Raw genomic sequence first — 20,782 nt, forward strand, 5'->3', positions numbered from 1 at the left:
CGGCGCGGCTACCCGGACGAGTGGTACGGCGCCCGGTGCGGCGGGTGCCGCTCCTGGATCGCACCGAGCGGGCAGCTCGGCCGGGACCACGGGGCCTGCTCCGACCCGGTGTCAGCCCGTGGGGCGTTGCGGCGTCAAGGGGCTTCCGCAGGTGAGGTTCCAGCGGCCGGCGGCGCCGGTGAGGCGGGTGAGGGTGAGCGGGGCCACGTCCAGGCGCCAGAACAGGTGGGGCGGGAGGGCGAGGGCGTGCACGACCGCGGCGCGGACCACCGCGGGTTCGACCACCGCGAGGACGCGGCCCTGTCGCTCCGTCAGCCAGTCCCCCACCCGGGCGACCAGGTCGAGGACGGACTCGCCGCCGTGCGGGGCGGCCGCCGGGTCGGCCAGCCAGAGCCCGAGGGCGGCCGGGTCCTCGGCGGCGACCTCGTCGAGGGTGCGGCCGCGCCAGGCGCCGGTGTCCAGGTCGGCGAGGGCGGGGTCGGCCGGCGCGTCGAGCCCGAGCGCGTCGGCGGTCCCGCCGCAGCGCCGCGTCGGCGCCGCCCAGGCCCGGTCCGCCCCCGGGCAGCCGGCGGCCGCGGCACCGGCCGCCGCCAGCCCGGCCGGCGACAGCGGGGCGTCCGAGCCGAACCGGGCCGCCCGCAGGTCGGTCGAGGTTGCCGGTGAGATCAGCATCACCCGTACCGTCATCCGTGACTCCTCCTCAGCTCCCCGCAGGCACCGCTCGTACACGCACCGGTTCGCCGGGCGACCCGCGCGCCACCGCGTGCACCCCGTGCACCTGCGACGACCCTTGGCCCGGCAGCCGCACCACGGTACCGTCACTGCGACAATCGACGACGGTGTGACGGAAGCCGGTGGGAACCCGGCACGGTCGCGCCACTGTGTACCCGGCCCCGACTCCCCGTCGGATCCGGAAAGTCAGACCCGACTCCGTCGTCCACTGCTCCAACGAACGGGACGCGAGTTCCCCCAGGAGGTCCGGTCATGGCTCACCCCATCGCCCCCACCGCCGCTCCGGCGATAGCCCCCATCTCCCTGAAGGCGATCGCCCCGTGGGCCGTCTTCTTCGGCATCCTGATGCTGATCGTCATCTACTTCGTCGGCGCCGAGCAGGGCGCCACCGCCCTGATCTCCGGCGAGAACGTCCACGAGTGGGTGCACGACGGCCGCCACCTGCTCGGCTTCCCCTGCCACTGATCCCGAGGGGAACCGACGCTCATGAACTCCATCTCCGTCAGATCCCTGCTCGTCCGCGGCATGCTCGCCGGCCTCGCGGCCGGCGTGCTCGCCCTGGTCGTGGCCTACCTGCTCGGTGAGCCGCACGTCGACGCCGCGATCGGCTTCGAGGAGGCGCACGCCCACTCGCACGACGCCGGCGAGGTCGAACTGGTCAGCCGCAGCCTGCAGTCCACGCTCGGCCTGGCCACCGGCATCCTGCTGTACGGGCTCGCGTTCGGCGGCATCGCCGGGCTCGCGTTCTGCTTCGCGCTCGGCCGGATCGGCCGGTTCGGCCCGCGTGCCACCGCGGCGCTGCTCTCCGCCGCCGGCCTGGTGGCGGTCTACCTGGTGCCGTTCCTGAAGTACCCGGCCAACCCGCCGTCGGTGGGCGACCCGGAGACCATCGGCAAGCGCACCACGCTGTACTTCCTGATGATCCTGCTCAGCGTGCTGCTCGCGCTGGGCGCCACCGTCCTCGGCCGGCGGCTGGCGCCGTCGCTCGGCAACTGGAACGCCACCGCGGTCGCGGTGGTCGCCTTCGTGGCGGCCGTCGGCATCGCCTACGCGGTGCTGCCCACGGTGGACGAGGTCCCGGAGGACTTCCCGGCCTCGCTGCTGTGGCAGTTCCGGCTGGCCGCGCTGGCCATCCAGGTGACCCTGTGGAGCGGCTTCGGCCTGCTGTTCGGGCACCTGGCCGAGCGGCTGCTCAGCCCGGCGCCGGCCACCGCCGCCCCGGACGCGACGCCCGCCGCGGTCTGACCCACGCGCGCCCCCGAGGGCCCGGCCCGGAGCAACCCGCTCCGGACCGGGCCCTCGGGCCGTTCGGAAGCGGTTCGGAAGCAGTTCGGAAGCGGTTTTGAGGCGGTCCGCAGACCGGTCGTCGGACCGGTCAGACCGGCACCACGGCGACCGGGCAGTGCGCGTGGTGCAGCACGGCGTGCACCTCGGTGCCCAGCCGCAGGCCGAACCGCGGGGCGGGCTCTCGCCGGGAGACCACCAGCAGCGCGGCCTGCCGGGAGGCCTCGACCAGGGTGGCGGCGGTCGCACCGCTGAGCCGGCGCGCGTCCAGGTGGACCTCCGGATAGTCCTCGGCCACCGGATCGACGGTGCTCCGCAGCAACTGCTCGTGCAGCCTGGCCTCCTCGGTCGCCTCGTCCGGCATCGGGGTGGCCCGACCGGCCTCGGCGACCAGCGGTGACCAGGTGTGCAGCGCCTCCACCGGCAGCTGCCGGTCGGCCGCCGACCGCAGCGCGAACCGCAGCGCCGCCGCGTCGTGCTCGTCACGGACCGCCACCACCACGCGACTCCCGGTCTCCGCCTCCGGCTCCGGCACGCCCCGCACCACCACGACCGGGCAGCGCGAGTGCGCCGTCACCCGCAGGCTGACCGAACCGAGCAGCAGCGCGGCGAAACCACCGTGACCCCGGGTGCCGACCACCGCGAGTTCCGCGTGCTCGGCGGCCGTCAGCAGCGCCTCGGCGGCGTCCCTGGGCACCACGTCCCCCGTCAGGCGCAGGTCCGGGTGGGCGGCGGCGAGCTTGCCCAGGCAGTCGGCGAGGAGGTCCTGCGCGTCCCGCAGGATCAGGTCGGTGACGGCGGCACCGGTGCGCGGCGACAGGGTCACGGTCCCGGTGTCGACCGCGTGCACCAGGTGCAGTGGGCACCCCCGGCGCCCGGCCTCCTGGGCGGCCCACTCGGCGGCCGCCTCGGCGGGCGCCGAACCGTCCACCCCGGCCACCACGCCCGCGGGGGCTCTGCTGTTCATGATCGTCTCCAGATGACGCTCCACGCCCTCCGGCCGGCCCGATCAGGGGCCGCCACGCAGGGCCCTGGTACCAGGATGCGCCTCCCGGTCGCGGTCCGCCGGGGCCTGCGGACGCAGCCGTCAACCAAGGTTGACATTTCGAGGGCGTCAACCTACGTTGACAGCATGAGCGAGACCAACGAGCTCGCGGCCGCCGCGAGCAGTCGCGACCCGGCCGTCGGGCTGCGCGCCGTCCGCGCGCTGCGCGAGCTGGCGGACCGCCTGGAGGACCTCCAGGTGGCCAACGCCCGCGGCCAGGGCTGGTCCTGGCAGGACATCGCGGTGTGCCTGGGCGTCAGCCGGCAGGCCGTCCACAAGAAGTACGCCCGACGTGGGTTCCCCACGGATCAGGATGGAGGCTGAGGATGCTGGAACGATTCACCGCGTCGGCGCGCCAAGTGGTGGTGCGGGCCCGGGAGGAGGCCGCCGAGCTGGAGCACGGGCACATCGGCACCGAGCACCTGCTGCTCGCCGTCCTCGCCGAGCCCACCGACCCGGCCGCCGCCGTGCTGGTCGGCGCCGGGCTCGACCACGCGAGCGCGCGCGCCGCCGTGCAGCGGCTGCTCGGCCGCGGGATGGACGGCCCGGCGCTGGCCACCATCGGGGTCGACCTGGACGCCGTCCGCGAGGCCGTCGAGGCGGTGTTCGGCGAAGGGGCGCTGGACCCGCCGCCGCAGGAGGAGGCGGGCCGCCGGCGCGGCTGGTTCCGCTCCGGGGAGGCCAAGGGCGGGCGCAGCCCGTTCACCGGCCGGGCGAAGAAGACCCTGGAGCTGGCGCTGCGGGAGGCCGTGCGGCTGGAGTCCGGCCGGATCGCCACCGGCCACCTGGTGCTGGGGCTGCTGCGGGAGGGCGAGGGGCTGGGCGCCCGGGTGATCGCGGACCACGGGCTGGACCTCGCCGCGGTGCGGCAGGCCGTCGAGGCCACCCTGCGCGAGGCGGCCTAGGCACTGCGGCGCCCGGCCTCGGACGCCGGACCGCCCCGGCGCCGCCGGCCGTGCGGAACGGGCGGCGGGACCGGGGCGGTCGGGCGGGGAGGTCGGACGGGGCGGTCGGACGGGGCCGGAGCGGGCCGGTCAGGCGGGGACCCGCTCCGGTTCGGCGACCGGGGCGACCGGCTCGCCGCCGTGCTCGATCCGCAGCTGCGGCAGCAGCCGGTCCAGCCAGCCCGGCAGCCACCAGTTGGCGCGGCCGAGCAGCGTCATCGTGGCGGGCACCAGCACCAGCCGGACCAGGGTGGCGTCGATCAGCACCGCCACCGCCATGCCCACGCCCATCATCTTCACCGTGATGTCGGGGTCGATCGCGAAGCCGGTGAACACCGCCACCATGATCGCCGCCGCGCTGCTGATCACCCGTCCGGTCGCCGACAGGCCGCGCAGCACGCTGCCCCGGGCGTCACCGGTGGCCAGCCACTCCTCCCGGACCCGGGCCAGCAGGAAGACCTCGTAGTCCATCGAGAGACCGAACAGCACGGTGAACATCAGGATCGGCACCCAGCTGGAGACCGGCACCGAATGCGGCAGGCCGAGCAGGCCGGCGCCGAAGTCCGACTGGAAGACCGCCGTCATCACGCCGTACGCGGCGGCCACCGACAGCAGGTTCATCGCCGCGGCCTTCACCGCGATCACCGGAGCCCGGAACAGCACGGTGAGCAGGATCAGCGAGAGCGCCACCACGAACGGGACGACCACCCAGAGCCGGTCCGACAGCCGCTTGGAGATGTCCGAGAAGGACGCGACCACGCCCGTCACCTCGGCGCCGGCGGGCAGCAGCCGCTCGCGCATCCGGTCGAGCAGCTGCTCGGTGCGCTCGTCCTGCGGGCCGGTCCGCGGCTGCACCGAGAGCACGGCCGCGTCGGCGGCCGGGTTCACCAGGGCGGGGGCGACCGCGGCCACCCCCGGATCGGCGGCCAACCGCTCGGCGAGGCCGGGCAGTTCACCGGCCGGCAGCTTGCGCAGGTCGACCGCGACCAGCAACGGCCCGTTGGCGCCCGGCCCGTAGGCCTCGGCCACCAGGTCGTACGCCTTACGGGTGGTGTTCCCGGACGCCTGGCTGCCGGCGTCCTGCGGCCAGGTGCGCATCGCCAGCATCGGGGCGGCCAGCGCCAGCAGCACCACCAGCGAGACCAGCGCGGCCGCCGCCGGGCGGCGGCCGATCAGCCGGGCCCAGCGCTCGGTCCGGGTCGGGCCCGCGGGGGCGGCGGGCTCCCCCGCCCCGCGGCGCTCGGCGCGGCGCAGCAGCCGCGGACCGGCGAGCGAGCACAGCGCGGGCACCAGCGTCAGCGAGGCCAGCATCACCGCCCCGACCACCAGGAACGTCGCGTAGCCGAACGAGGAGTAGGTGGGCAGCCCCGCCAGCTTCAGGCCGAACAGCGAGACCAGCACCGTCGAACCGGCCACCACCACCGAGGAGCCCGCCGTGGCGGTCGCCTCGGCCGCGGCCCGCTGCCGGTCCAGGCCCTTGCGCAGGCCTTCGACGTGCCGGCTCACCAGGAGCAGCGCGTAGTCGATGCCGACCCCGAGGCCGACCATGCTGGCCACGGTGGGGGCGGTCGGGCTGATGTCGGTCACCGCGGCGAGCAGCGTGGTCAGCGCGGTGCCCGCGCCGAGGCCGGCCAGCGCGACCACCAGCGGCAGGCCGGCCGAGACCAGCGACCCGAGCGAGAGCACCAGGATCAGCAGGGCGGCCACGATGCCGATGATCTCGGCGGTGCCGTCCGGGGCGGTGAAGTTCTCCGGCAGCTGGCCGCCGAACTCCACCTGGAGGCCGGCGTCCTGGGCCGGGCGGGCCGCCTCGCGCAGCGCGTCCAGGCCCTCGGAGCCCTTGAACGAGGTCACCGGTATCAGGTAGTTGACGGCCAGCAAGGCGGTGTCGCCCTGCGGGGAGAACGCCGGCGGTGCGACCGAGGCGGCACCGCGGACCCCGCCGATCCGGCTCCGCAGCTCCTCCAGGACCTGCGCCGGGACCTTGCCGCCGTGGCGGTCGTGCACGACCACCCGGGCACTGGCACCGGACATCTCCGGGAACCGCTCGTGGAGCAGGTCGAGGCCGGCGGTGGAGCGGGTGCCGGGCACCCGGTAGTCGTCGCGCGGGGTGCCGCCGAAGCCGGCGGCGAGCCCGAACAGGGCGGCCAGCAACAGCACCCAGCCGAGGACGGTGTGCCACGGTCTGGCGGCCGCGGCGCCGCCGAGGCGGCCGAGGAGGGAGGACATGACGGGCCTTTCGGCTGATCCGGTGCGATGGTCCGGACCAGCATCCCCGGCCGGGCTTGGAACCCACTTGGCACCCACTTGCCGCGGCTCCAAGCCGGCGGGCCACCGAGCTGCGATACCGCCCGGAGCGAAGGGTGTGGCAGGTACGGCGCCGTTGCTCCCGGGTCCGCGCAGTTCCTCGCGCCCCTCGGGGTGCTTCCGCACGGGCCGCAGATGCGGACCGCATTGCGGCGCCGTCAGGCGCCCGGCTCCGGGGGGCGGTCGGCGAGGGTGGTGAGGGCGTGGTGGGCCTCGGCCTCCCAGTGCGGGGACTCCCAGCGGCGGGCGACGTCCGCGGCGTGGCGGAAGTGGGCGGCGGCGTCGGCGGTGCGCCCGAGGTGGCGGGCCAGCTCGCCGCGGACCAGGGCGACCGGCCGCAGCGCGATCGAGGTGCTGGCCGCGCCGGCCACCAGGTCGTCGATCTCCCCGAGCTCCACCAGCAGGTCGGCGGCCTCGGCCCGCTCGTCCAGCGCGATCACCGTCATGGCCCGCAGGACCAGGAAGAACGAGCGGTAGTAGTCCGGCGCGATCGGCCGCCCCGGGGTGCGGGCGGCCCGGGCCTCGTCCGGGCGGCCGCCCGCGGCGAGGGCCAGCGCCAGCACGTCGTCCACCAGCGGCCCGTAGACCGCGGCGGCCTGGCGGACCAGCGGCAGTTCCTCGTGCAGCCGGCCGGCCTGGATCGCCAGGGTGAGCCGGTAGACCGCCTCGAAGCCGTCGCTGTGCAGCGAGCGCCGGGCCCGCAGCCCGGCGACCGCGCGGGCGTACAGCGCCTCGGCCTCGGCGGGCCGGCCCGCGACCAGCGCCATCATGCCCTGCTGGCAGAGTCCGACGTCGACCAGCTCGGGCAGGCCGTACGTCTCGGCGATCCGCAGCCCCTCGGCGATGTGGGCGCGCAGGGCCGGCAGGTCACCCCGGACGGCGGCGGTGGCGGCCTGCAGGTGCTCGGCGTGCCAGCGGTACGCCGGGAGGTCGAACTCGGTCGCCAGCGAACGGAGTTCGAGCGCGATCCCGGTCCGCAGTTCGAGCCCGGCCTCGTAGTCGTGGACCCGGGCCTGGGCCGCCAGGGCCCGGGCGAGCAGCCGCGGGTCCCCCACCTCCCGGGCGATCCGGACCGCCTCCGCGCCGACCGCGCGGCCCTCCCGGCTGCCGGTGCAGTCCAGCTCGTAGCTGAGCGCGTCCAGCAGCCGGCAGCGGGTGACGGGGGGCAGGTCGGTGCGGCGCAGCAGCGTGGTGAGCGCGTCGATCGCGCCCTGGTCGACCGTGCCGTACGGGTGCGCCACCCAGGGCGTGGGCTCGGTCCAGGCGGTCCAGGCCTCGATCAGCAGGTCCTCCCGGCCGCTCTCCCGGGCCAGGGCGAGGGCCGCGGCCCGGGTGTCGAGGGCGTCGGCGAGGCTGCCGGCCCGGACCTGTGCCCGGAGCAGGGCGCCGAGCAGGGCGATCCGGCGGGCCGGCCGGTCGTCGGCGCCCTCGGGGGCGAGAGCGAGCGCGTCGAGGGCCTGCCGCAGCAGGGCGGCGCAGCTCTCGTGGGCGTAGCGGCGCTCGGCGGCCTCGGCGGCCCGCACGCAGTGGTCGACGGCGAGTTCGGCGGTGGCGCCGGAGGCGGCGCGCGAGTAGTGGTGGGCCAGCGCGGTCAGCCGGTCGGGGTGCCGCTCGCGCAGCGCGTCGGCGACCCGGCCGTGCAGGCGGGTGCGGCGCAGCGAGCTGAGGTCGGCGTAGAGGGTGTCGCGGACCAGTGCGTGGATGAACCGGACGGCGCCGGGCCGGGGTTCGGTGAGCAGTCCGCCGAGCACGGCCGCCTCCAGGGCGTCCAGCAGCCGTTCCTCGCCCTGCCCGGAGGCGGCGACGAGCAGGTCGACCTCGGCCTCGCGGCCGACCACGGCGGCCAGCCGCAGCGCCTCCACGGTCATCCTGGGGAGCCGGGAGAAGCGCCGGCGCAGCACGTCGCGGACGCCCTGCGGTACTTCCTGGACGGCGACCAGCGCGCCTTCCCCGGCCAGCAGTTGGGCGCTCTCCAGCAGGTAGAAGGGGTTGCCGCCGGTGCGTTCGGCCAGGGCCCGGACGGTGGGCGCGTCGACGGCCCGCTCGCAGACCGATTCGATCAGCCGGCCGGCCTCCTCCTCGGCGAGCCCGGCCAGCGGCAGCCGGTACGGCGAGCGGCGGGCCAGCACGGCCAGCGTGTCGGTGAGTTCGCCCTCGCCCGGCCGGTGGGTGACGACCAGGAGCAGGCCCGGCAGCCCGGCGCCGGCCAGCGCGGCGAGCAGGGCCCGGGTCTCCCGGTCGGCCTCGTGCAGGTCGTCCAGGATCAGGGCGACCGGCCGGCCGGCGGCGACCTGCCGCAGCCAGTCCTCGACGGCCCGGTGCAGCCGGAAGCGGCCGGCCAGCGGGTCGGCGGGGGTGGGTCCGTCCGGCTCGCCGCCGAGCAGCGGGGCCAGCCGGACGGCCAGGCCCGCAGGCAGCCCGGCCCGGCCGGCCAGCTCGCGCAGTGCCTCGGTCCACGCCCAGGCGGGCGGTGCGCCCTCGGTCTCCGGGCAGCGCCCGGCGGCCACCAGCCAGTCGTCGCGTTCCAGCTCGAAGCGCAGCCGGCCCAGCAGGGTGGACTTGCCCGCTCCCGCCTCGCCGGTGACCAGCACCACCGCACCGCCGCCGGCGCGGACCTCGGTGGCGGCCCGGCGCAGCGTGCGCAGCTCCTCGGCCCGGCCGACGAAGAGCTGGTCGGGCGCGGCGGCCTCGCAGCGGGGCCGGGCCGGGGCGGGCACGGCCGGGGCGACCGGCGTCAGGTCGGGGCGCTGCTGGAGGATCGCGGTCTCCAGCTCGGCCAGTGCGGGGTGCGGGTCGAGGCCGAGTTCCGTGGTCAGCAGCGTGCGGGCCCGGCGCAGCGACTCCAGCGCCTCCGCCTGCCGTCCCGCACCCCAGAGCGCGAGGGCCAGCAGCCGCGGGCCCTGCTCGCGCAGCGGGTGCTCCTCGACCAGCTCCCGGGCGCGCGGCACCGCTTCGCCGGGCCGGCCCTCGGCGAGCAGCGCCTCCACCTCCAACTCGGCTGCGGAGGTGAGGAGTTCGTCGATCCTGGTGATCTCGGCCGAGGCCCAGGGCTGGTCCGCGAACTCGGCCAGCACCGGGCCCTGCCGCAGGGCCAGCGCCGCCTGGACGGTGGCCGAGAGCGGCTCGCCGTGGTGCGCCGCCGCCCGCTCGGCGGCCAGCAGCAGGCGGCGCGCCTCGCGCAGTCGCCCCTCGAGCTCCCAGGCGTCCACGGCGGTGGCGGTGGCCTCCAGTGCGTAGCCGGGGGCCCGGCTGACCAGCAGCCGGGCGGGCTCGCGCGGGCCCCGGTCGGGTTCCAGCAGGCGGCGCAGGTTGGACACGTACGCCTGCAGCGAGGCGGCCGCCTTGGCGGGCGGGCGCCCGCTCCACAGGTCCTCGATCAGCCGGTCCACCGGGACGACCCGGCCGCGGGCCACCAGCAGCCGGGCCAGCACGGCGCGCTGGCGGGGGCCGCCGAGCGCGGCCGGGCGACCGCCGACCGAGGCCGCGAGCGGTCCGAGCAGGGAGATCCGGACCGGGTCCGGGCCAGGGGCCGTGCCGGTGCCGCTCGCTCCGTGCACGGACGCCGAGGCGTCGCCGCCGTACCGCACCAACCCTCCTCGCGCCCGCCGTTCCGGGTCGTCACGAGCCTATGCGATCCGCCGCCGGGCCTCCCACCGAGGCGCCCGGCCCGGCCGACCGGCCGACCGGCGGACGGCGGGACGCACGGACCCGGGGTGCGGCGGAGACCGGAGAGCCGGGCGAGCTCGGTCATGGCGGCGGATTGGCCCCCGCGATCGCCTGCCAACCGGAGTTCAGGTCGGCGGACGCCAGGAGCCGGACCCCCGCGCCTCGGAGGGTCACCAGGGCGGTGTGGACCGGGTAGAGCTCGTCCACGGGTCGGTGGTAGTAGAGGATCCGCGTCAGTTCCAGGTCGATGGTCTCCGTCGAGTCGCGGATGCGGTCGAACCGGGCGCCAAGACGGACCGGCCCGAGCAGGCAGCGCACGGTGGCGACAGCCTCGGCCGGGTGCACCACGGTAACGCTATCGATCTGCAGCTCCGCCTCGACCGGGTGGCCGCCGGGGGCGAGGTGTCCGGTCATGCCGCCACCTCGGTCCGTACGCCGAGCACGGGCCCACCTTCCCGACCCGCGCCACGGACGCGGGCCCACTCGTCGACCAGCACGGGATCATGGGAAGGGTACGCCCTCCGCGTGCCCTCCCGGAATCCGGTCCGGCCGGTCAGGCGCCGGGGGTCGGGAGGGTGCGGCGGATCGCCGGGGCGACCTCGGTGGCGAAGAGTTCGAGCTGTTCCTGCTGGGCGCTCTCGGTCAGCGAGTCGACGCCGATGCCGACCACCTCGTTGCCGAAGGCCTCGTGGTAGCGGTGGATCTTCTCGATCACCTGCTGCGGGCTGCCGACCAGCGCCGAGCCGCGTTCCAGCGCGTCCTCCAGGGAGGTGAACGGGGAGTTGTTGTGCCGGCCGGCCGCCGAGCCGAACATGGCGTCCCAGTACGGCCGGAAGCCGGCCACCGCGTCCTGCGAGCGCCTGGCGAGGAACAGCCCGCCGAAGCTGGTCCCCACCCGCGCCTCGCGCGGGTCGCGGCCGTAGTGCTCCCAGCGCTCGCGGTAGTGGTCGACCAGTGCCGCGTACTTCTCCAGCGGGTGGAAGCTGTTGGCGGAGAACAGCGGGTCGCCGAAGCGGGCGGCCAGGTCGGTGGAGTGCTCGCTGGTGGCGCTGCCGTGCCAGACCGGGATCGGGTCCTGCAGCGGGCGCGGGTAGGTGGTCACCTCGTCCAGCGGCGGGCGGGTGGTGCCCTGCCAGCTGACCTTCTCCTCCCGCCAGAGCCGGTGCAGCAGGCCGTAGTTCTCGGCCAGGTGCTCCCACTGGTGGGCCTCGTCCAGGCCGAACAGGCCGAAGTGGCGCGGGTCGTTGCCCTTGCCGATGATCAGCTCCAGCCGGCCGCCGGAGAGCTGGTCGAGCATCGCGTAGTCCTCGGCGACGCGGACCGGGTCCAGGATCGACAGCACGGTGACGGTGGTGAGCAGCCTGATCCGCTCGGTGCGGGCCGCGACGGCGGTCAGCAGGACCGGCGGCGCCGGGCAGACGAAGGGCTCGCCGTGACGCTCCCCCACCCCGAAGCCGTCGTAGCCGAGCCGCTCGGCCAGTACGGCCTGCTCGATCACGTTGGCCAGCTTCTCGCGGGTGGTGAGCTGCCGACCGGTGACGGGGTCGGGGCCGTTGGAGACGAGGGACGAGACGGTGAACCGCATGGCGGTCTCCTTGTTCGGGCGGGGCGGTCGGCCGCGCCCGTGCGGCGCTCCCCGGCCCTGGTGCGGCCGCGCTCGCAGGGGGCGGCACCGGGGAGAGGTCAGCGGCCGGCGATCCGGGCCGGCGTCAGCGCTCGGTGCGGCGAGCGCGGCAACAGCTGTGGCGGGCAGGGCACTTGCGCATCGACTGCTCCCCCTCCGGCCGGTCCACCGATCCACCGTGAGCCTATGCGGCAACCCACGGCTCGGACAAGGCCAACCCCGGGGCCGGACAGGGCCCACCCCGGGCCCCGGGCGCCTACCGGGGCTGCGGCCCCCGCAGCAGGACGGCCGCCAGCGGGACGAACCCGCCCTCGCCACCGCCGGTGCCGCCCTCCGTGAGGCGCCGGAGCATCCCGACCGCGATCCGCTCGCCCTGCGCCTTGGCCCGCTCCGCCACCGGCCCCCGGTGCAGACCGTCCACGCTCGCCCGCCACAGCTGCACCCAGCGGCCGAAGTGCTCGGCGGTCAGCGGCCGTTCGCGGTGCAGTCCGGCGTGCGGCGCGAACGCGTTGCGCCGGTACCCGGTGGTGCGCAGCAGCGCGCTCTCCCAGAAGTCGGTGATGTGCGGGAGGTGCGCCTCCAGGTCGAGCCGGGCGATCTCGGTGAAGTAGGGGCCGATCAGCGGGTCGGCGAAGGCCGCCCGGTAGAAGCGGCGGAGCAGCCGGTCCAGGTCCTCCCGATCGGCGATGTCGGCGACGGCGACGGCGCACATCGGCTGCTCCTCGGTGACTCGGGCCGCGCCCGGCGGGCCGGCGGGGGACAGATCGGGCAGGCCGGACGGACGGCGCAGCGGGACCCCCACCGGCCCGGCGGCCCCGCCCCGCCAGCGTACGTCGGCCGGCCGACCGGCACGAGGGCCGTTGGTCCCGTCCGCCCCCCGCTGCCTGGCAGGATGCACCCCATGAGCTATCTCGCCGCCGACGAGCGCTACCGCTCGATGACCTACCGCCGCGCCGGACGCAGCGGGGTGCAGCTGCCCGCCGTCTCGCTCGGACTCTGGCACAACTTCGGTGACACCCAGCCGCTGGAGGTGCAGCGCGCGGTGCTGCGCCGCGCCTTCGACCGCGGCATCACCCACTTCGACCTGGCCAACAACTACGGCCCCCCGTACGGCAGCGCCGAGGCGAACTTCGGCACGCTCTACGCGCAGGACTTCCGCCCGTACCGGGACGAGCTGTTCATCGCCACCAAGGCCGGCTGGGACATGTGGCCGGGGCCGTACGGCGACGGCGGTTCCCGCAAGTACCTGCTGGCCAGCCTGGACCAGTCGCTGGGCCGGATGGGCCTGGACCACGTGGACGTGTTCTACTCGCACCGCTACGACCCGGACACGCCGCTGGAAGAGACCATGGGCGCGCTGGACACGGCGGTGAGATCGGGCCGCGCGCTCTACGCCGCGATCTCCAACTACCCGGCGGAGCAGCACCGCGAGGCGGTGGCGATCCTGCGCGAGCTGGGCACACCGGTGCTGCTCAACCAGGCGAGTTACTCGATCCTCAACCGGGCGCCCGAGGACGAGGGGCTGCTGACCGCGGTCGGCGACACCCGGACCGGCCTGATCGCCTACTCCCCGCTCGCCCAGGGCCTGCTGACGGACCGCTACCTGAGCGGCGAGGTGCCGGCCGGCTCCCGGATGTCGGTCGGCCACTTCCTCAAGGAGCAGGCGCTGACCGGCGCCAAGCTGCGGCAGCTGCGCTCGCTCGCCAAGCTGGCCGAGCAGCGCGGGCAGAGCCTGGCGCAGCTGGCGCTGTCGTGGGTGCTGCGCGACCCGCGGGTGGTCTCGGTGATCGTGGGTGCCAGCAGTGTCGCCCAGCTCGACCAGAACATCGACGCGCTGAACGGCGCGCCGCTGACCGAGGAGGAGCTGGCGGAGATCGACCGGCTGAGCCGGGCCTGATCCGGACCCGAGCTGTTCCGGGGGCGGGCCCGGGCGGGCCCGCCCCCGGGCGCCGCTCAGACCACCGGGGAGTACTTGTAGCCGACCCGGCGGACGGTGACGATGGCGTCCCGGTAGGGCGCCCCGAGCTTGCGCCGCAGCCGCGCCACGTGCACGTCGACCGTCCGGCCGTCACCGACGTGGCCGTAGCCCCAGACGGCGGAGACCAGGTGGTCGCGGGTGTGCACCCGGTGCGGGTGCTGGGTGAGGTGTGCCAGCAGCTCGAACTCCAGGTAGGTGAGGTCGAGCAACTCGCCGTCCACGTAGGCGTTCCGGCGGTCGGGATCGACGCTGATGCCGTGGTCGGCAGGGACCGCCGGTCGCGGCGCCGGCGCCGGCGGGGCCGGTGCGGGCTGCTCCGGCCCGGCCGGGACCAGCACCAGGTAGCCGATCAGCGGGTGACCGGGCAGGGCGCCCAGCTGGGCCCCGTACCGGTCGAGCAGGCCCTGCGGGAGCGCGGACTGCGGCAGGGCCGCGACCAGCGCCCCCTCCGGCAGGCCGGTCAGGCCCAGTGGTGCCGGGCCGGGCTGCGGCGCGGCGGGGCGGGGCGGGTGGGCCGGGCGGCGTTCGACGCCCGAGGGGACGGAGCGGACCGCGCGCAGGTGCGGGGTCGCGGAGGGGACGGGCAGGACGGCCGTGGAAGAAGACATGGTGCCGCTCTTTCGCGCGTGACGACTGGGGTGGAAGCGTCTGCGCGTCGAACCGGACCGGGCCGGGCTGACGGGGGTCAGGCCGCGGTGTGCCGGGACGCGCGGGGCGAACCCGGACACGTCTGGTCGAAGAGGTGCGGCTGTCGGGACGGCCAGAACGGCTCGAGGTCGAAACGACCTTCGGCGCTGCCCTCGACAGGATTCATGCGCCTATTGAAGCAGACGAACCCCGTCCCGCGCCCCGCCGGGGGCGAACCCGCGGCTCAGCCGGCGGCCGCCCGGGCCAGCGCCGCCCGGTCGGCGGCGTGCTCGACCAGACGGATCAGCAGCTCCTTGCCGTCCTCGCGGCTGCGGGCGTCGCAGAGCAGGACCGGCACCTCCGGGTCGAGGTCGAGCGCGGCCCGCACGTCCTCGGGCGCGTACGTCTCGGTGCCCTCGAAGCAGTTCACCGCGACCACGAACGGGATCCGGCGCCGCTCGAAGAAGTCGACCGAGGGGAAGCAGTCGGCCAGCCGGCGGGTGTCGGCCAGCACCAGGGCGCCGAGCGCGCCGGCCGCCAACTCGTCCCAGACGAACCAGAACCGGTCCTGGCCGGGGGTGCCGAACAGGTACAGGGCCAGCCCCGGCCGCAGGTCGATCCGGCCGAAGTCCATGGCGACCGTGGTGGTGCGCTTGGCCTCCACCCCCTCGGTGTCGTCGACCGGGCGGCCCAGCTCGCTGAGCTGCTCCTCGGTGCGCAGCGGCCGGATCTCGCTGACCGCGCCGACCAGGGTGGTCTTGCCCACCCCGAAGCCGCCGGCCACCAGGATCTTCAGGGCGGTGCTCCCCCACGGGCCGGGGCGGGCGGGGGCGGTCGGCTCAGAGTGCACGGAGGCCATTGATCACGTCTCGCAGCAGGCGCTCGTCCGGGAGTTGGGCGAGCTGGACGGGTCGGGTGACGTCGACGAGCCCGGCGTCGTTGAGGTCGCCGAGCAGGACCCGGACGACGCTCACCGGGAGGTCGGTGTAGGAGCCCAGCTCGGCGACGCTCAGCGGCTCGTCGCGGCAGAGCTCGAGGAGGGCGTGGTGCTCCGGGGCCAGCGGGTGGTCCGCGACCGCCCGTTCGGCCCCGCTCACCGCGGTGACCAGCGAGATCAGGTCGAACAGGCCGTCGTCGGCGGGCCGGGCCCGGCCGCCGGTCATCGAGAACAGCCGCACCACCGGGCCCGCTTCGTCGTCGAACCAGCGGTCGTCCACGGGGGTGCGGGGCGCGAACAGGTCGACCTCGGGCCCGGTGGTGGCGGCGTCCTCGGTGGTCATCGGTCCCTCATCTCCCCGGCGGCGCGGTCTCGGTGCGCGGTTCGGCCGAGAGGTGCTCGCCGACCCGCTTCACCAGCAGGGCCATCTCGTAGGCGATCTGGCCCACGTCGGACTCGGCGTCCGCCAGCACGGCCAGGCAACTGCCGTCGCCGGCGGCGGTGATGAACAGGAAGGCCTCGTCCAGCTCGACCATGGTCTGCCGGACCCCGCCGACCCGGAAGTGCCGGCCGGCCCCCTTGGCCAGGCTGTGGAAGCCCGCCGCGACGGCCGCCAGGTGCTCGGCGTCCTCGCGGCCGAGGCCGGTGGAGACCCCGGTGGCCAGGCCGTCGCTGGAGAGGATCACGGCATGCCTGAGGGTCGCCACCCGGCCCACCAGTTCGTCCAGGAGCCAGTCGAGGTCTCCGGACGGCTGTGCTGTCGCGGTCATGATTCGGTTCCTTCCGCCGGTGCGGATTGTGCGGGTGTTGCGGGCTGTGCAGAAGCGGTGGGGGGTGCGGCCGGGCCGTCGGGCGGCGGTCCGGACCGGGTGGGGGCGGCGGGCAGCGCGTACGGCACCGGGGCGGAGGGCAGGGCGATCCGGAGCCTGGGCGGCCGCGGGATGCGGTCGGTGGGCTCCAGCGGCGGGCGTGCCGCCGGGCGGCCGTCCGGCTCCGGCTGCTCCCGGACGACGGTCAGCGAGGCGGGCTGGAGGCGGTCGCCCCGGCCGCGCTGGAAGCCGCGCTGGAAGGAGGCGAAGGTGGCCCGGGCCTCCTCGGGGGAGCGCTCGCGGGCCGGCTCGGCGGCCTCGCCGCCCGCCTGCTCCTTCAGCTGCGGCGCCAGGTTGGCCTGCCGGACCCGGCGCGGCAGCAGGCCGCCGGCCACCGGCGGGGCCGCGTGCGCGGGGCTGGTGGGGACGGGATGCTCCTCGGACGGGCTGTCGGCGCGCCGGTGGCGTCCGGTGGCGCCGTCCGCGGAGACCAGCGCCGGGCCGCTGCGCCGGCGCGGCAGGCCACCGGGGGTGGCGGCCGGCTCGGCCGTGGAGGGCCGCGGGCCGCCGGCCCGGCGGGGCCGGGAGCGGACCGGCTCGTCGGCACCGATCGGTGCGGCGGCGGGCCGCCCGTGGCCGCCGTCTCCGGCCGCGGCGGCCGCCCGGGCCTGCGCGGCGGCCGGGTCGCCGCCCACCTCGGTGGCGTCGGCCAGCAGTTCGCGCGGGATCAGCACCACGGCCGAGGTGCCGCCGTACGGCGAGGGCCGCAGGTGCACCCGGATGCCGTGCCGGCGGGCCAGCCGGCTGACCACGAAGAGGCCCAGCCGGTCGGTGTCGGCGAGGTCGAACTCCTGCTCCACCGCGAGCCGCTCGTTGATGTCCACCAGCGCGTGCTCGCTCAGGCCGAGCCCGCGGTCGTCGATCTCCAGGCAGAAGCCGTGCGCGACCACCTCGCCCTGCACCGTGACCTGGGTGTGCGGCGGGGAGAACACCGCCGCGTTCTCGACCAGTTCGGCGACCAGGTGGGTGACGTCGGCGACCGCGCTGCCGAGCAGGCCGGTACCCGGGAACGGGCGGACGATCACCCGGGCGTAGTCCTCCACCTCGCCGACCGCGGCGCGCACCACGTCCACCATCCGCACCGGCTTGCGCCAGGCCCGGCCGGGCGAGCCGCCGGAGAGGATGATCAGGCCCTCGGAGTGGCGCCGCATCCGGGTGGTGAGGTGGTCGAGCCGGAACAGGTCCTCCAGCTCGGCCGGGTCCTCGGTGCGCCGCTCCATGGTGTCCAGCAGGGTCAGCTGCCGGTGCAGCAGCACCTGGCTGCGCCGGGCCAGGTTGACGAAGACCGCGGAGACGCCGCGGCGGAGCTCGGCCTGCTCGACCGCGGCCTCCACGGCGACCCGCTGCACCTCGTTGAACGCCCGGCCGACCTGGCCGATCTCGGCGGAGCCGAAGTCGAGCTGGGGCACCTCGGCGGCGGTGTCCACGGCCTCGCCGCGGCGCAGCCGGAGCATCACCGAGGGCAGCCGGCTGCCGGACATCTCGAGCGCGGCGTTGCGCAGCGAGACCAGCTCGCGGGCGAGCTTGCGGCCGATCCGGAACGAGATCATGATCGAGAGCACCACGGCGGCCAGGCCCACCGCGCCGGCGATGCCGCCGCGGACCAGCGAGTTGATGGCGTACGAGCGGGCCCGGTCGGCGCTGGCGGCGTCCAGCCGGGTGTTCAGGGCGGCGAGGTCGGCGAGCACCCGGTCGGCGGTCTCGTGCCAGGGGTCGTCGGTGTTGCCCTTGATCTCGGCGGCCCGGTCGTCGGCCTCCTCGAAGGCGCGCTCGGCCCGGGTCAGCGTGGACCAGTCGGTGCTGCTCTGCAGCGCCTGGTAGTCGTCCTGGTCCTGCGGGTCGAGCTCGGGCAGGTAGATCCGGAACAGCGCCTGCTGGCTGTGCAGGTTGTCCAGCGCCGCCTGGATCTTGCGGTCGTCGGCGGACCTGCTGAGCCGCAGTGCCTCCATCGCGGCCGACTCGCGGGAGAGGTACTCCCTGGCCCGGGCCAGCTCGATCAGGATGGTGCCCTGGCGGGACAGCTCGCCGGTCTGGGTGGAGCCGAAGGCGGCGCGGAAGGTGAAGACCGGCTGGACCAGGTCGCCGTAGTCCGTGATCACGGTCTCCCAGCTGTCCTTCGCCTGGTCGGCCCGGCTGCGGATGCCGACCAGCTGCTCGGCCAGCCGCAGCACCTCGCGGAACTTGCGGCGCTGCTCGCTGTCGAGCTTGGCGGCGTCGGCGCTGGTCGACTGGTAGCGCAGCAGCTGGAGGTCGCGGTCGGTGACGGCCTGGGCCTGCTGGTAGGACTCCTCGGCGGCCTTGGACCCGTGGTCGGCGACCCGCATCACGGCGGCCCAGCGTTCGGCCTGGAGGTCGCGGGCGTACTGGTCGGAGGGGCTGCCGAAGGCCTTGTAGGTGGTGGAGACGTCGAGCTGGCCCCACACGTCCCAGGTGGTGATCAGCGTTGCGTACACCCACAGTCCGGTCAGCGCCACGATGGGCACCATGAGCAGTGCGATGATCCTCGCGCGGATCGAGCTGCTGCGCAGACGCATGGAGTCCTCGGGAGGGGTGGGCCAGGCGTGGACAGGGTGCGGGCGGGGCGGCCGGAGGCGCCCTGCGGGGCAGGCAGGACCGGTCCGCCGTGCAGGCCGGGCCGTTGGATCTGCGTGAGCTTACTACTCCCTGACCACCTGTTCGAAGGGTGAATTCCCATTGCCGACGAGCCTGCCCGGTTCCTCCCTCTTTGCGACCGATGCGCCATCCGTCCCGCTGTGCGCCGGCGGCCCGCGAGACTGGCACGTGCCGATCCCGATCAGGTGGTCGGCAACTCTGGGCAGCGATCCGGCGATCCGGTAACTTCGCAGCAGTCCGACCCCCCTGACCGCCCTCGGCCGGCTCCGGGGCGGCCGGTCTCGGAGCTTCGGATCGGGGGCAGCGTGCGCGAGTTCAGCAGCCCGGCCCTGGCCGGAGCCACCACCGGCGGGCTCGCCGACTCGGTCTACGACACCGCCGAGCGCTCCCCCGAGCTGGTCCAGCTCTCCCGGTGGGAGCAGGGCGGCTGGCAGCCGGTGACGGCGCCGGCCTTCCGGGACGAGGTACTGGCTCTGGCCAAGGGGCTGCTCACCCGCGGGGTCCGCTACGGCGACCGGGTCGCGGTGATGTCCACCACCCGCTACGAGTGGACCCTCTTCGACTATGCGCTGTGGTCGATCGGCGCCATCCCGGTGCCCGTCTACCCGACCGCCGCCGCCGAGCAGGTCCGCTGGATCCTGGCCGAGACCCAGGCGGTCGCCTGCGTGGTGGAGGACGAGGACCACGCGATGACCATCGGCGCGATCTGCGACGCGCTGCCCGACCTCACCGGCATCTGGCAGCTGGACCGCGGCTGCGTGGCCGCCCTGGTCGAGGACGGCCGCAGCGTGCCGGACGCCCTGGTGCACCGCCAGCGGCTCGCGGTCGGCCCGGACAGCCTGGCCACCGTCATCTACACCTCCGGCACCACCGGCCGGCCCAAGGGCTGCCTGCTCACCCACGGCAACTTCGCCGCCGAGGCGGACACCCTGCTGACCGGCTGGGCGGAGGTGTTCCGGGACGGCGGCGGGGCCCCGCCCGCCGTGCTGCTCTTCCTCCCGCTGGCCCACGTGTACGGACGGGTGGTGCAGGTGGCCGCGGTCCGCGGCGGGATCCGGATCGGCCACCACAGCCGGCTCACCACCGACTCGCTGCTGCCGGCGCTGGCCTCGTTCCGCCCCAGCTTCCTGCACGCGGTGCCCTACATCTTCGAGAAGATCCACCAGCGGGCCCGGGAGGCCGCCGAGAGCGCCGGCCGGCTGGAGGTCTTCGAGCAGGCCGCCGAGGTGGCGGTCGAGTGGGCGGCCGCCCGGGAGCGACGCGCGCTCGGCCACGGGCCGGGGCCGAGCGCCCGCCTGCGGGTGCGCCACCGCACGTACGACCGGCTGGTGTACCAGCGGCTGCGGGCGGTGTTCGGCGGCCGGGTCCGGGCCGCGATGTCCGGCGGCTCCAGCCTCAGCCGCGACCTCGGCCTGTTCTTCGCGGGCGCCGGCATCACCGTGTACGAGGGGTACGGCCTGACCGAGAGCACCGCCGCGGCGACGGTCAACCCGCCGGGGAAGGCGAAGTTCGGCACCGTCGGGCCGCCGATCCCGGGGACCTCGGTGGCGATCGGCGAGGACGGCGAGGTCTGGGTGCGCGGCGCCACCGTCTTCGCCGGCTACCTCAACCACCCGCGCTGCACCGAACAGGCGCTCTACGACGGCTGGCTGGGCACCGGCGACCTGGGCTCGCTCGACGAGGACGGCTACCTCACCATCACCGGGCGCAAGAAGGAGCTGATCGTCACCAGCAGCGGGAAGAACCTGGCCCCGTTCGCGCTGGAGGAGCGGGTGCGCTCGCACCCGCTGGTCTCGCAGTGCCTGGTGGTGGGGGACGACCGCCCGTACGTGGCCGCGCTGCTCACCCTGGACCCGCAGGCGCTGGCGCACTGGCTGCGCACCCGCGGGCGCGAGCAGCTCGACCCGACGGCCGCCCTGGTGGACCCGGAGCTGCACGCCGAGGTGCAGCGCGCGGTGGCGGCGGCCAACACCACCGTCTCGCGGGCCGAGTCGATCCGCGCCTTCCGGCTGCTGCCCCGGGAGTTCAGCCCCGAGGACGGCCTGCTGACGCCCTCGCTGAAGCTGCGCAGGGGCGCGATCGTGCAGCACTACGCGGCGGACATCGAGGAGCTGTACGCGGGGTGACGGGCCCTTGACGGGGCGTCCGGTCCGGGC

The 20,782-nt window shown here is 75.6% G+C and carries 18 protein-coding genes; 6 read left to right on the forward strand and 12 right to left on the reverse strand.

Going from position 1 to position 20,782, the window contains the following annotated elements; all coding sequences use genetic code 11:
• Positions 1-111: 111 nt before the first annotated feature.
• Positions 112-687, reverse strand: a complete 576-nt coding sequence (locus tag ABT014_RS00805; RefSeq protein WP_350635350.1) for a histidine phosphatase family protein — start codon at positions 685-687, stop codon at positions 112-114.
• Positions 688-984: 297 nt separating this feature from the next.
• On the opposite strand from ABT014_RS00805, the gene ABT014_RS00810 reads away from it, so the two are divergent.
• Together ABT014_RS00810 and ABT014_RS00815 are read left to right on the forward strand one after the other, a co-directional pair.
• The gene (locus tag ABT014_RS00810) at positions 985-1,197 is read left to right on the forward strand and encodes a CbtB domain-containing protein (protein WP_350635352.1); all 213 of its coding nucleotides are present in this window, start codon (positions 985-987) and stop codon (positions 1,195-1,197) included.
• 21 nt (positions 1,198-1,218) lie between these two features.
• Positions 1,219-1,977 carry a CbtA family protein gene (locus tag ABT014_RS00815; RefSeq protein ID WP_350635354.1) on the forward strand — a complete coding sequence of 253 codons (759 nt, stop codon included), beginning with the start codon at positions 1,219-1,221 and terminating at the stop codon, positions 1,975-1,977.
• 130 nt (positions 1,978-2,107) lie between these two features.
• On the opposite strand, the gene ABT014_RS00820 is transcribed toward ABT014_RS00815, so the two are convergent.
• Positions 2,108-2,983, reverse strand: a complete 876-nt coding sequence (locus tag ABT014_RS00820) for a universal stress protein (protein WP_350635356.1) — start codon at positions 2,981-2,983, stop codon at positions 2,108-2,110.
• 165 nt (positions 2,984-3,148) lie between these two features.
• On the opposite strand from ABT014_RS00820, the gene ABT014_RS00825 reads away from it, so the two are divergent.
• Positions 3,149-3,385, forward strand: coding sequence for an RNA polymerase subunit sigma-70 (locus ABT014_RS00825; protein ID WP_350635358.1), 237 nt, complete (start codon positions 3,149-3,151; stop codon positions 3,383-3,385).
• Positions 3,386-3,387: 2 nt separating this feature from the next.
• Positions 3,388-3,966, forward strand: a complete 579-nt coding sequence (locus tag ABT014_RS00830) for a Clp protease N-terminal domain-containing protein (protein WP_350635360.1) — start codon at positions 3,388-3,390, stop codon at positions 3,964-3,966.
• Between the two features lie 129 nt (positions 3,967-4,095).
• Here ABT014_RS00830 and ABT014_RS00835 read toward each other — a convergent pair whose 3' ends face one another.
• From ABT014_RS00835 to ABT014_RS00855, 5 genes are all read right to left on the reverse strand, one after another.
• Complete coding sequence (locus ABT014_RS00835) at positions 4,096-6,234, reverse strand: MMPL family transporter (protein WP_350635362.1); 2,139 nt, start codon at positions 6,232-6,234, stop codon at positions 4,096-4,098.
• Positions 6,235-6,470: 236 nt separating this feature from the next.
• Positions 6,471-9,899: an ATP-binding protein gene (locus ABT014_RS00840; RefSeq protein WP_350635364.1), complete on the reverse strand. Its 3,429-nt coding sequence runs from the start codon at positions 9,897-9,899 to the stop codon at positions 6,471-6,473.
• Positions 9,900-10,059: 160 nt separating this feature from the next.
• Positions 10,060-10,392: a hypothetical protein gene (locus tag ABT014_RS00845; RefSeq protein WP_350635366.1), complete on the reverse strand. Its 333-nt coding sequence runs from the start codon at positions 10,390-10,392 to the stop codon at positions 10,060-10,062.
• Between the two features lie 139 nt (positions 10,393-10,531).
• Positions 10,532-11,563, reverse strand: coding sequence for an LLM class flavin-dependent oxidoreductase (locus tag ABT014_RS00850; protein ID WP_350635368.1), 1,032 nt, complete (start codon positions 11,561-11,563; stop codon positions 10,532-10,534).
• Between the two features lie 295 nt (positions 11,564-11,858).
• Positions 11,859-12,314 (reverse strand): group III truncated hemoglobin, encoded by a 456-nt coding sequence (locus ABT014_RS00855; RefSeq protein ID WP_350635370.1) that lies wholly within the window; start codon positions 12,312-12,314, stop codon positions 11,859-11,861.
• Between the two features lie 189 nt (positions 12,315-12,503).
• On the opposite strand from ABT014_RS00855, the gene ABT014_RS00860 reads away from it, so the two are divergent.
• Entirely contained in the window at positions 12,504-13,499 is a 996-nt protein-coding gene (locus tag ABT014_RS00860; protein WP_350635372.1) for an aldo/keto reductase, read from the forward strand.
• 56 nt (positions 13,500-13,555) lie between these two features.
• On the opposite strand, the gene ABT014_RS00865 is transcribed toward ABT014_RS00860, so the two are convergent.
• From ABT014_RS00865 to ABT014_RS00885, 5 genes are all read right to left on the reverse strand, one after another.
• Positions 13,556-14,188 (reverse strand): winged helix-turn-helix domain-containing protein, encoded by a 633-nt coding sequence (locus ABT014_RS00865; protein ID WP_350635374.1) that lies wholly within the window; start codon positions 14,186-14,188, stop codon positions 13,556-13,558.
• 263 nt (positions 14,189-14,451) lie between these two features.
• On the reverse strand, positions 14,452-15,066 hold the full coding sequence (locus ABT014_RS00870) for a GTP-binding protein (protein ID WP_350635376.1): 615 nt from the start codon (positions 15,064-15,066) through the stop codon (positions 14,452-14,454).
• A complete protein-coding gene (locus ABT014_RS00875) occupies positions 15,047-15,487 on the reverse strand; it encodes a DUF742 domain-containing protein (protein WP_350635378.1) in 441 nt (146 codons plus the stop codon). The genes ABT014_RS00870 and ABT014_RS00875 overlap by 20 nt, the downstream gene beginning before the upstream one ends.
• A gap of 7 nt (positions 15,488-15,494) precedes the next feature.
• Entirely contained in the window at positions 15,495-15,914 is a 420-nt protein-coding gene (locus ABT014_RS00880) for a roadblock/LC7 domain-containing protein (protein WP_350635379.1), read from the reverse strand.
• Entirely contained in the window at positions 15,911-18,547 is a 2,637-nt protein-coding gene (locus tag ABT014_RS00885) for a sensor histidine kinase (protein WP_350635380.1), read from the reverse strand. Before ABT014_RS00885 ends, ABT014_RS00880 begins: the two co-directional genes overlap by 4 nt.
• Positions 18,548-18,931: 384 nt before the next feature.
• Between ABT014_RS00885 and ABT014_RS00890 the strand changes: the two genes are divergently transcribed.
• Positions 18,932-20,752, forward strand: a complete 1,821-nt coding sequence (locus ABT014_RS00890) for an AMP-dependent synthetase/ligase (RefSeq protein WP_350635382.1) — start codon at positions 18,932-18,934, stop codon at positions 20,750-20,752.
• Positions 20,753-20,782: the final 30 nt, after the last annotated feature.

Origin of the sequence: Kitasatospora sp. NPDC094015, assembly GCF_040304075.1 — a bacterium.
GTDB lineage: Bacteria > Actinomycetota > Actinomycetes > Streptomycetales > Streptomycetaceae > Kitasatospora.

Bases quoted from the DNA above. Each gene is read 5' to 3' on its own strand.
- ABT014_RS00885 (WP_350635380.1), bottom strand. From the start codon at position 18,547: ATGCGTCTGCGCAGCAGCTCGATCCGCGCGAGGATCATCGCACTGCTC.
- ABT014_RS00810 (WP_350635352.1), top strand. From the start codon at position 985: ATGGCTCACCCCATCGCCCCCACCGCCGCTCCGGCGATAGCCCCCATC.
- ABT014_RS00870 (WP_350635376.1), bottom strand. From the start codon at position 15,066: ATGGCCTCCGTGCACTCTGAGCCGACCGCCCCCGCCCGCCCCGGCCCG.
- ABT014_RS00855 (WP_350635370.1), bottom strand. From the start codon at position 12,314: ATGTGCGCCGTCGCCGTCGCCGACATCGCCGATCGGGAGGACCTGGAC.
- ABT014_RS00835 (WP_350635362.1), bottom strand. From the start codon at position 6,234: ATGTCCTCCCTCCTCGGCCGCCTCGGCGGCGCCGCGGCCGCCAGACCG.
- ABT014_RS00820 (WP_350635356.1), bottom strand. From the start codon at position 2,983: ATGAACAGCAGAGCCCCCGCGGGCGTGGTGGCCGGGGTGGACGGTTCG.
- ABT014_RS00850 (WP_350635368.1), bottom strand. From the start codon at position 11,563: ATGCGGTTCACCGTCTCGTCCCTCGTCTCCAACGGCCCCGACCCCGTC.
- ABT014_RS00825 (WP_350635358.1), top strand. From the start codon at position 3,149: ATGAGCGAGACCAACGAGCTCGCGGCCGCCGCGAGCAGTCGCGACCCG.
- ABT014_RS00805 (WP_350635350.1), bottom strand. From the start codon at position 687: ATGACGGTACGGGTGATGCTGATCTCACCGGCAACCTCGACCGACCTG.
- ABT014_RS00830 (WP_350635360.1), top strand. From the start codon at position 3,388: ATGCTGGAACGATTCACCGCGTCGGCGCGCCAAGTGGTGGTGCGGGCC.
- ABT014_RS00815 (WP_350635354.1), top strand. From the start codon at position 1,219: ATGAACTCCATCTCCGTCAGATCCCTGCTCGTCCGCGGCATGCTCGCC.
- ABT014_RS00880 (WP_350635379.1), bottom strand. From the start codon at position 15,914: ATGACCGCGACAGCACAGCCGTCCGGAGACCTCGACTGGCTCCTGGAC.
- ABT014_RS00865 (WP_350635374.1), bottom strand. From the start codon at position 14,188: ATGTCTTCTTCCACGGCCGTCCTGCCCGTCCCCTCCGCGACCCCGCAC.
- ABT014_RS00860 (WP_350635372.1), top strand. From the start codon at position 12,504: ATGAGCTATCTCGCCGCCGACGAGCGCTACCGCTCGATGACCTACCGC.
- ABT014_RS00875 (WP_350635378.1), bottom strand. From the start codon at position 15,487: ATGACCACCGAGGACGCCGCCACCACCGGGCCCGAGGTCGACCTGTTC.
- ABT014_RS00845 (WP_350635366.1), bottom strand. From the start codon at position 10,392: ATGACCGGACACCTCGCCCCCGGCGGCCACCCGGTCGAGGCGGAGCTG.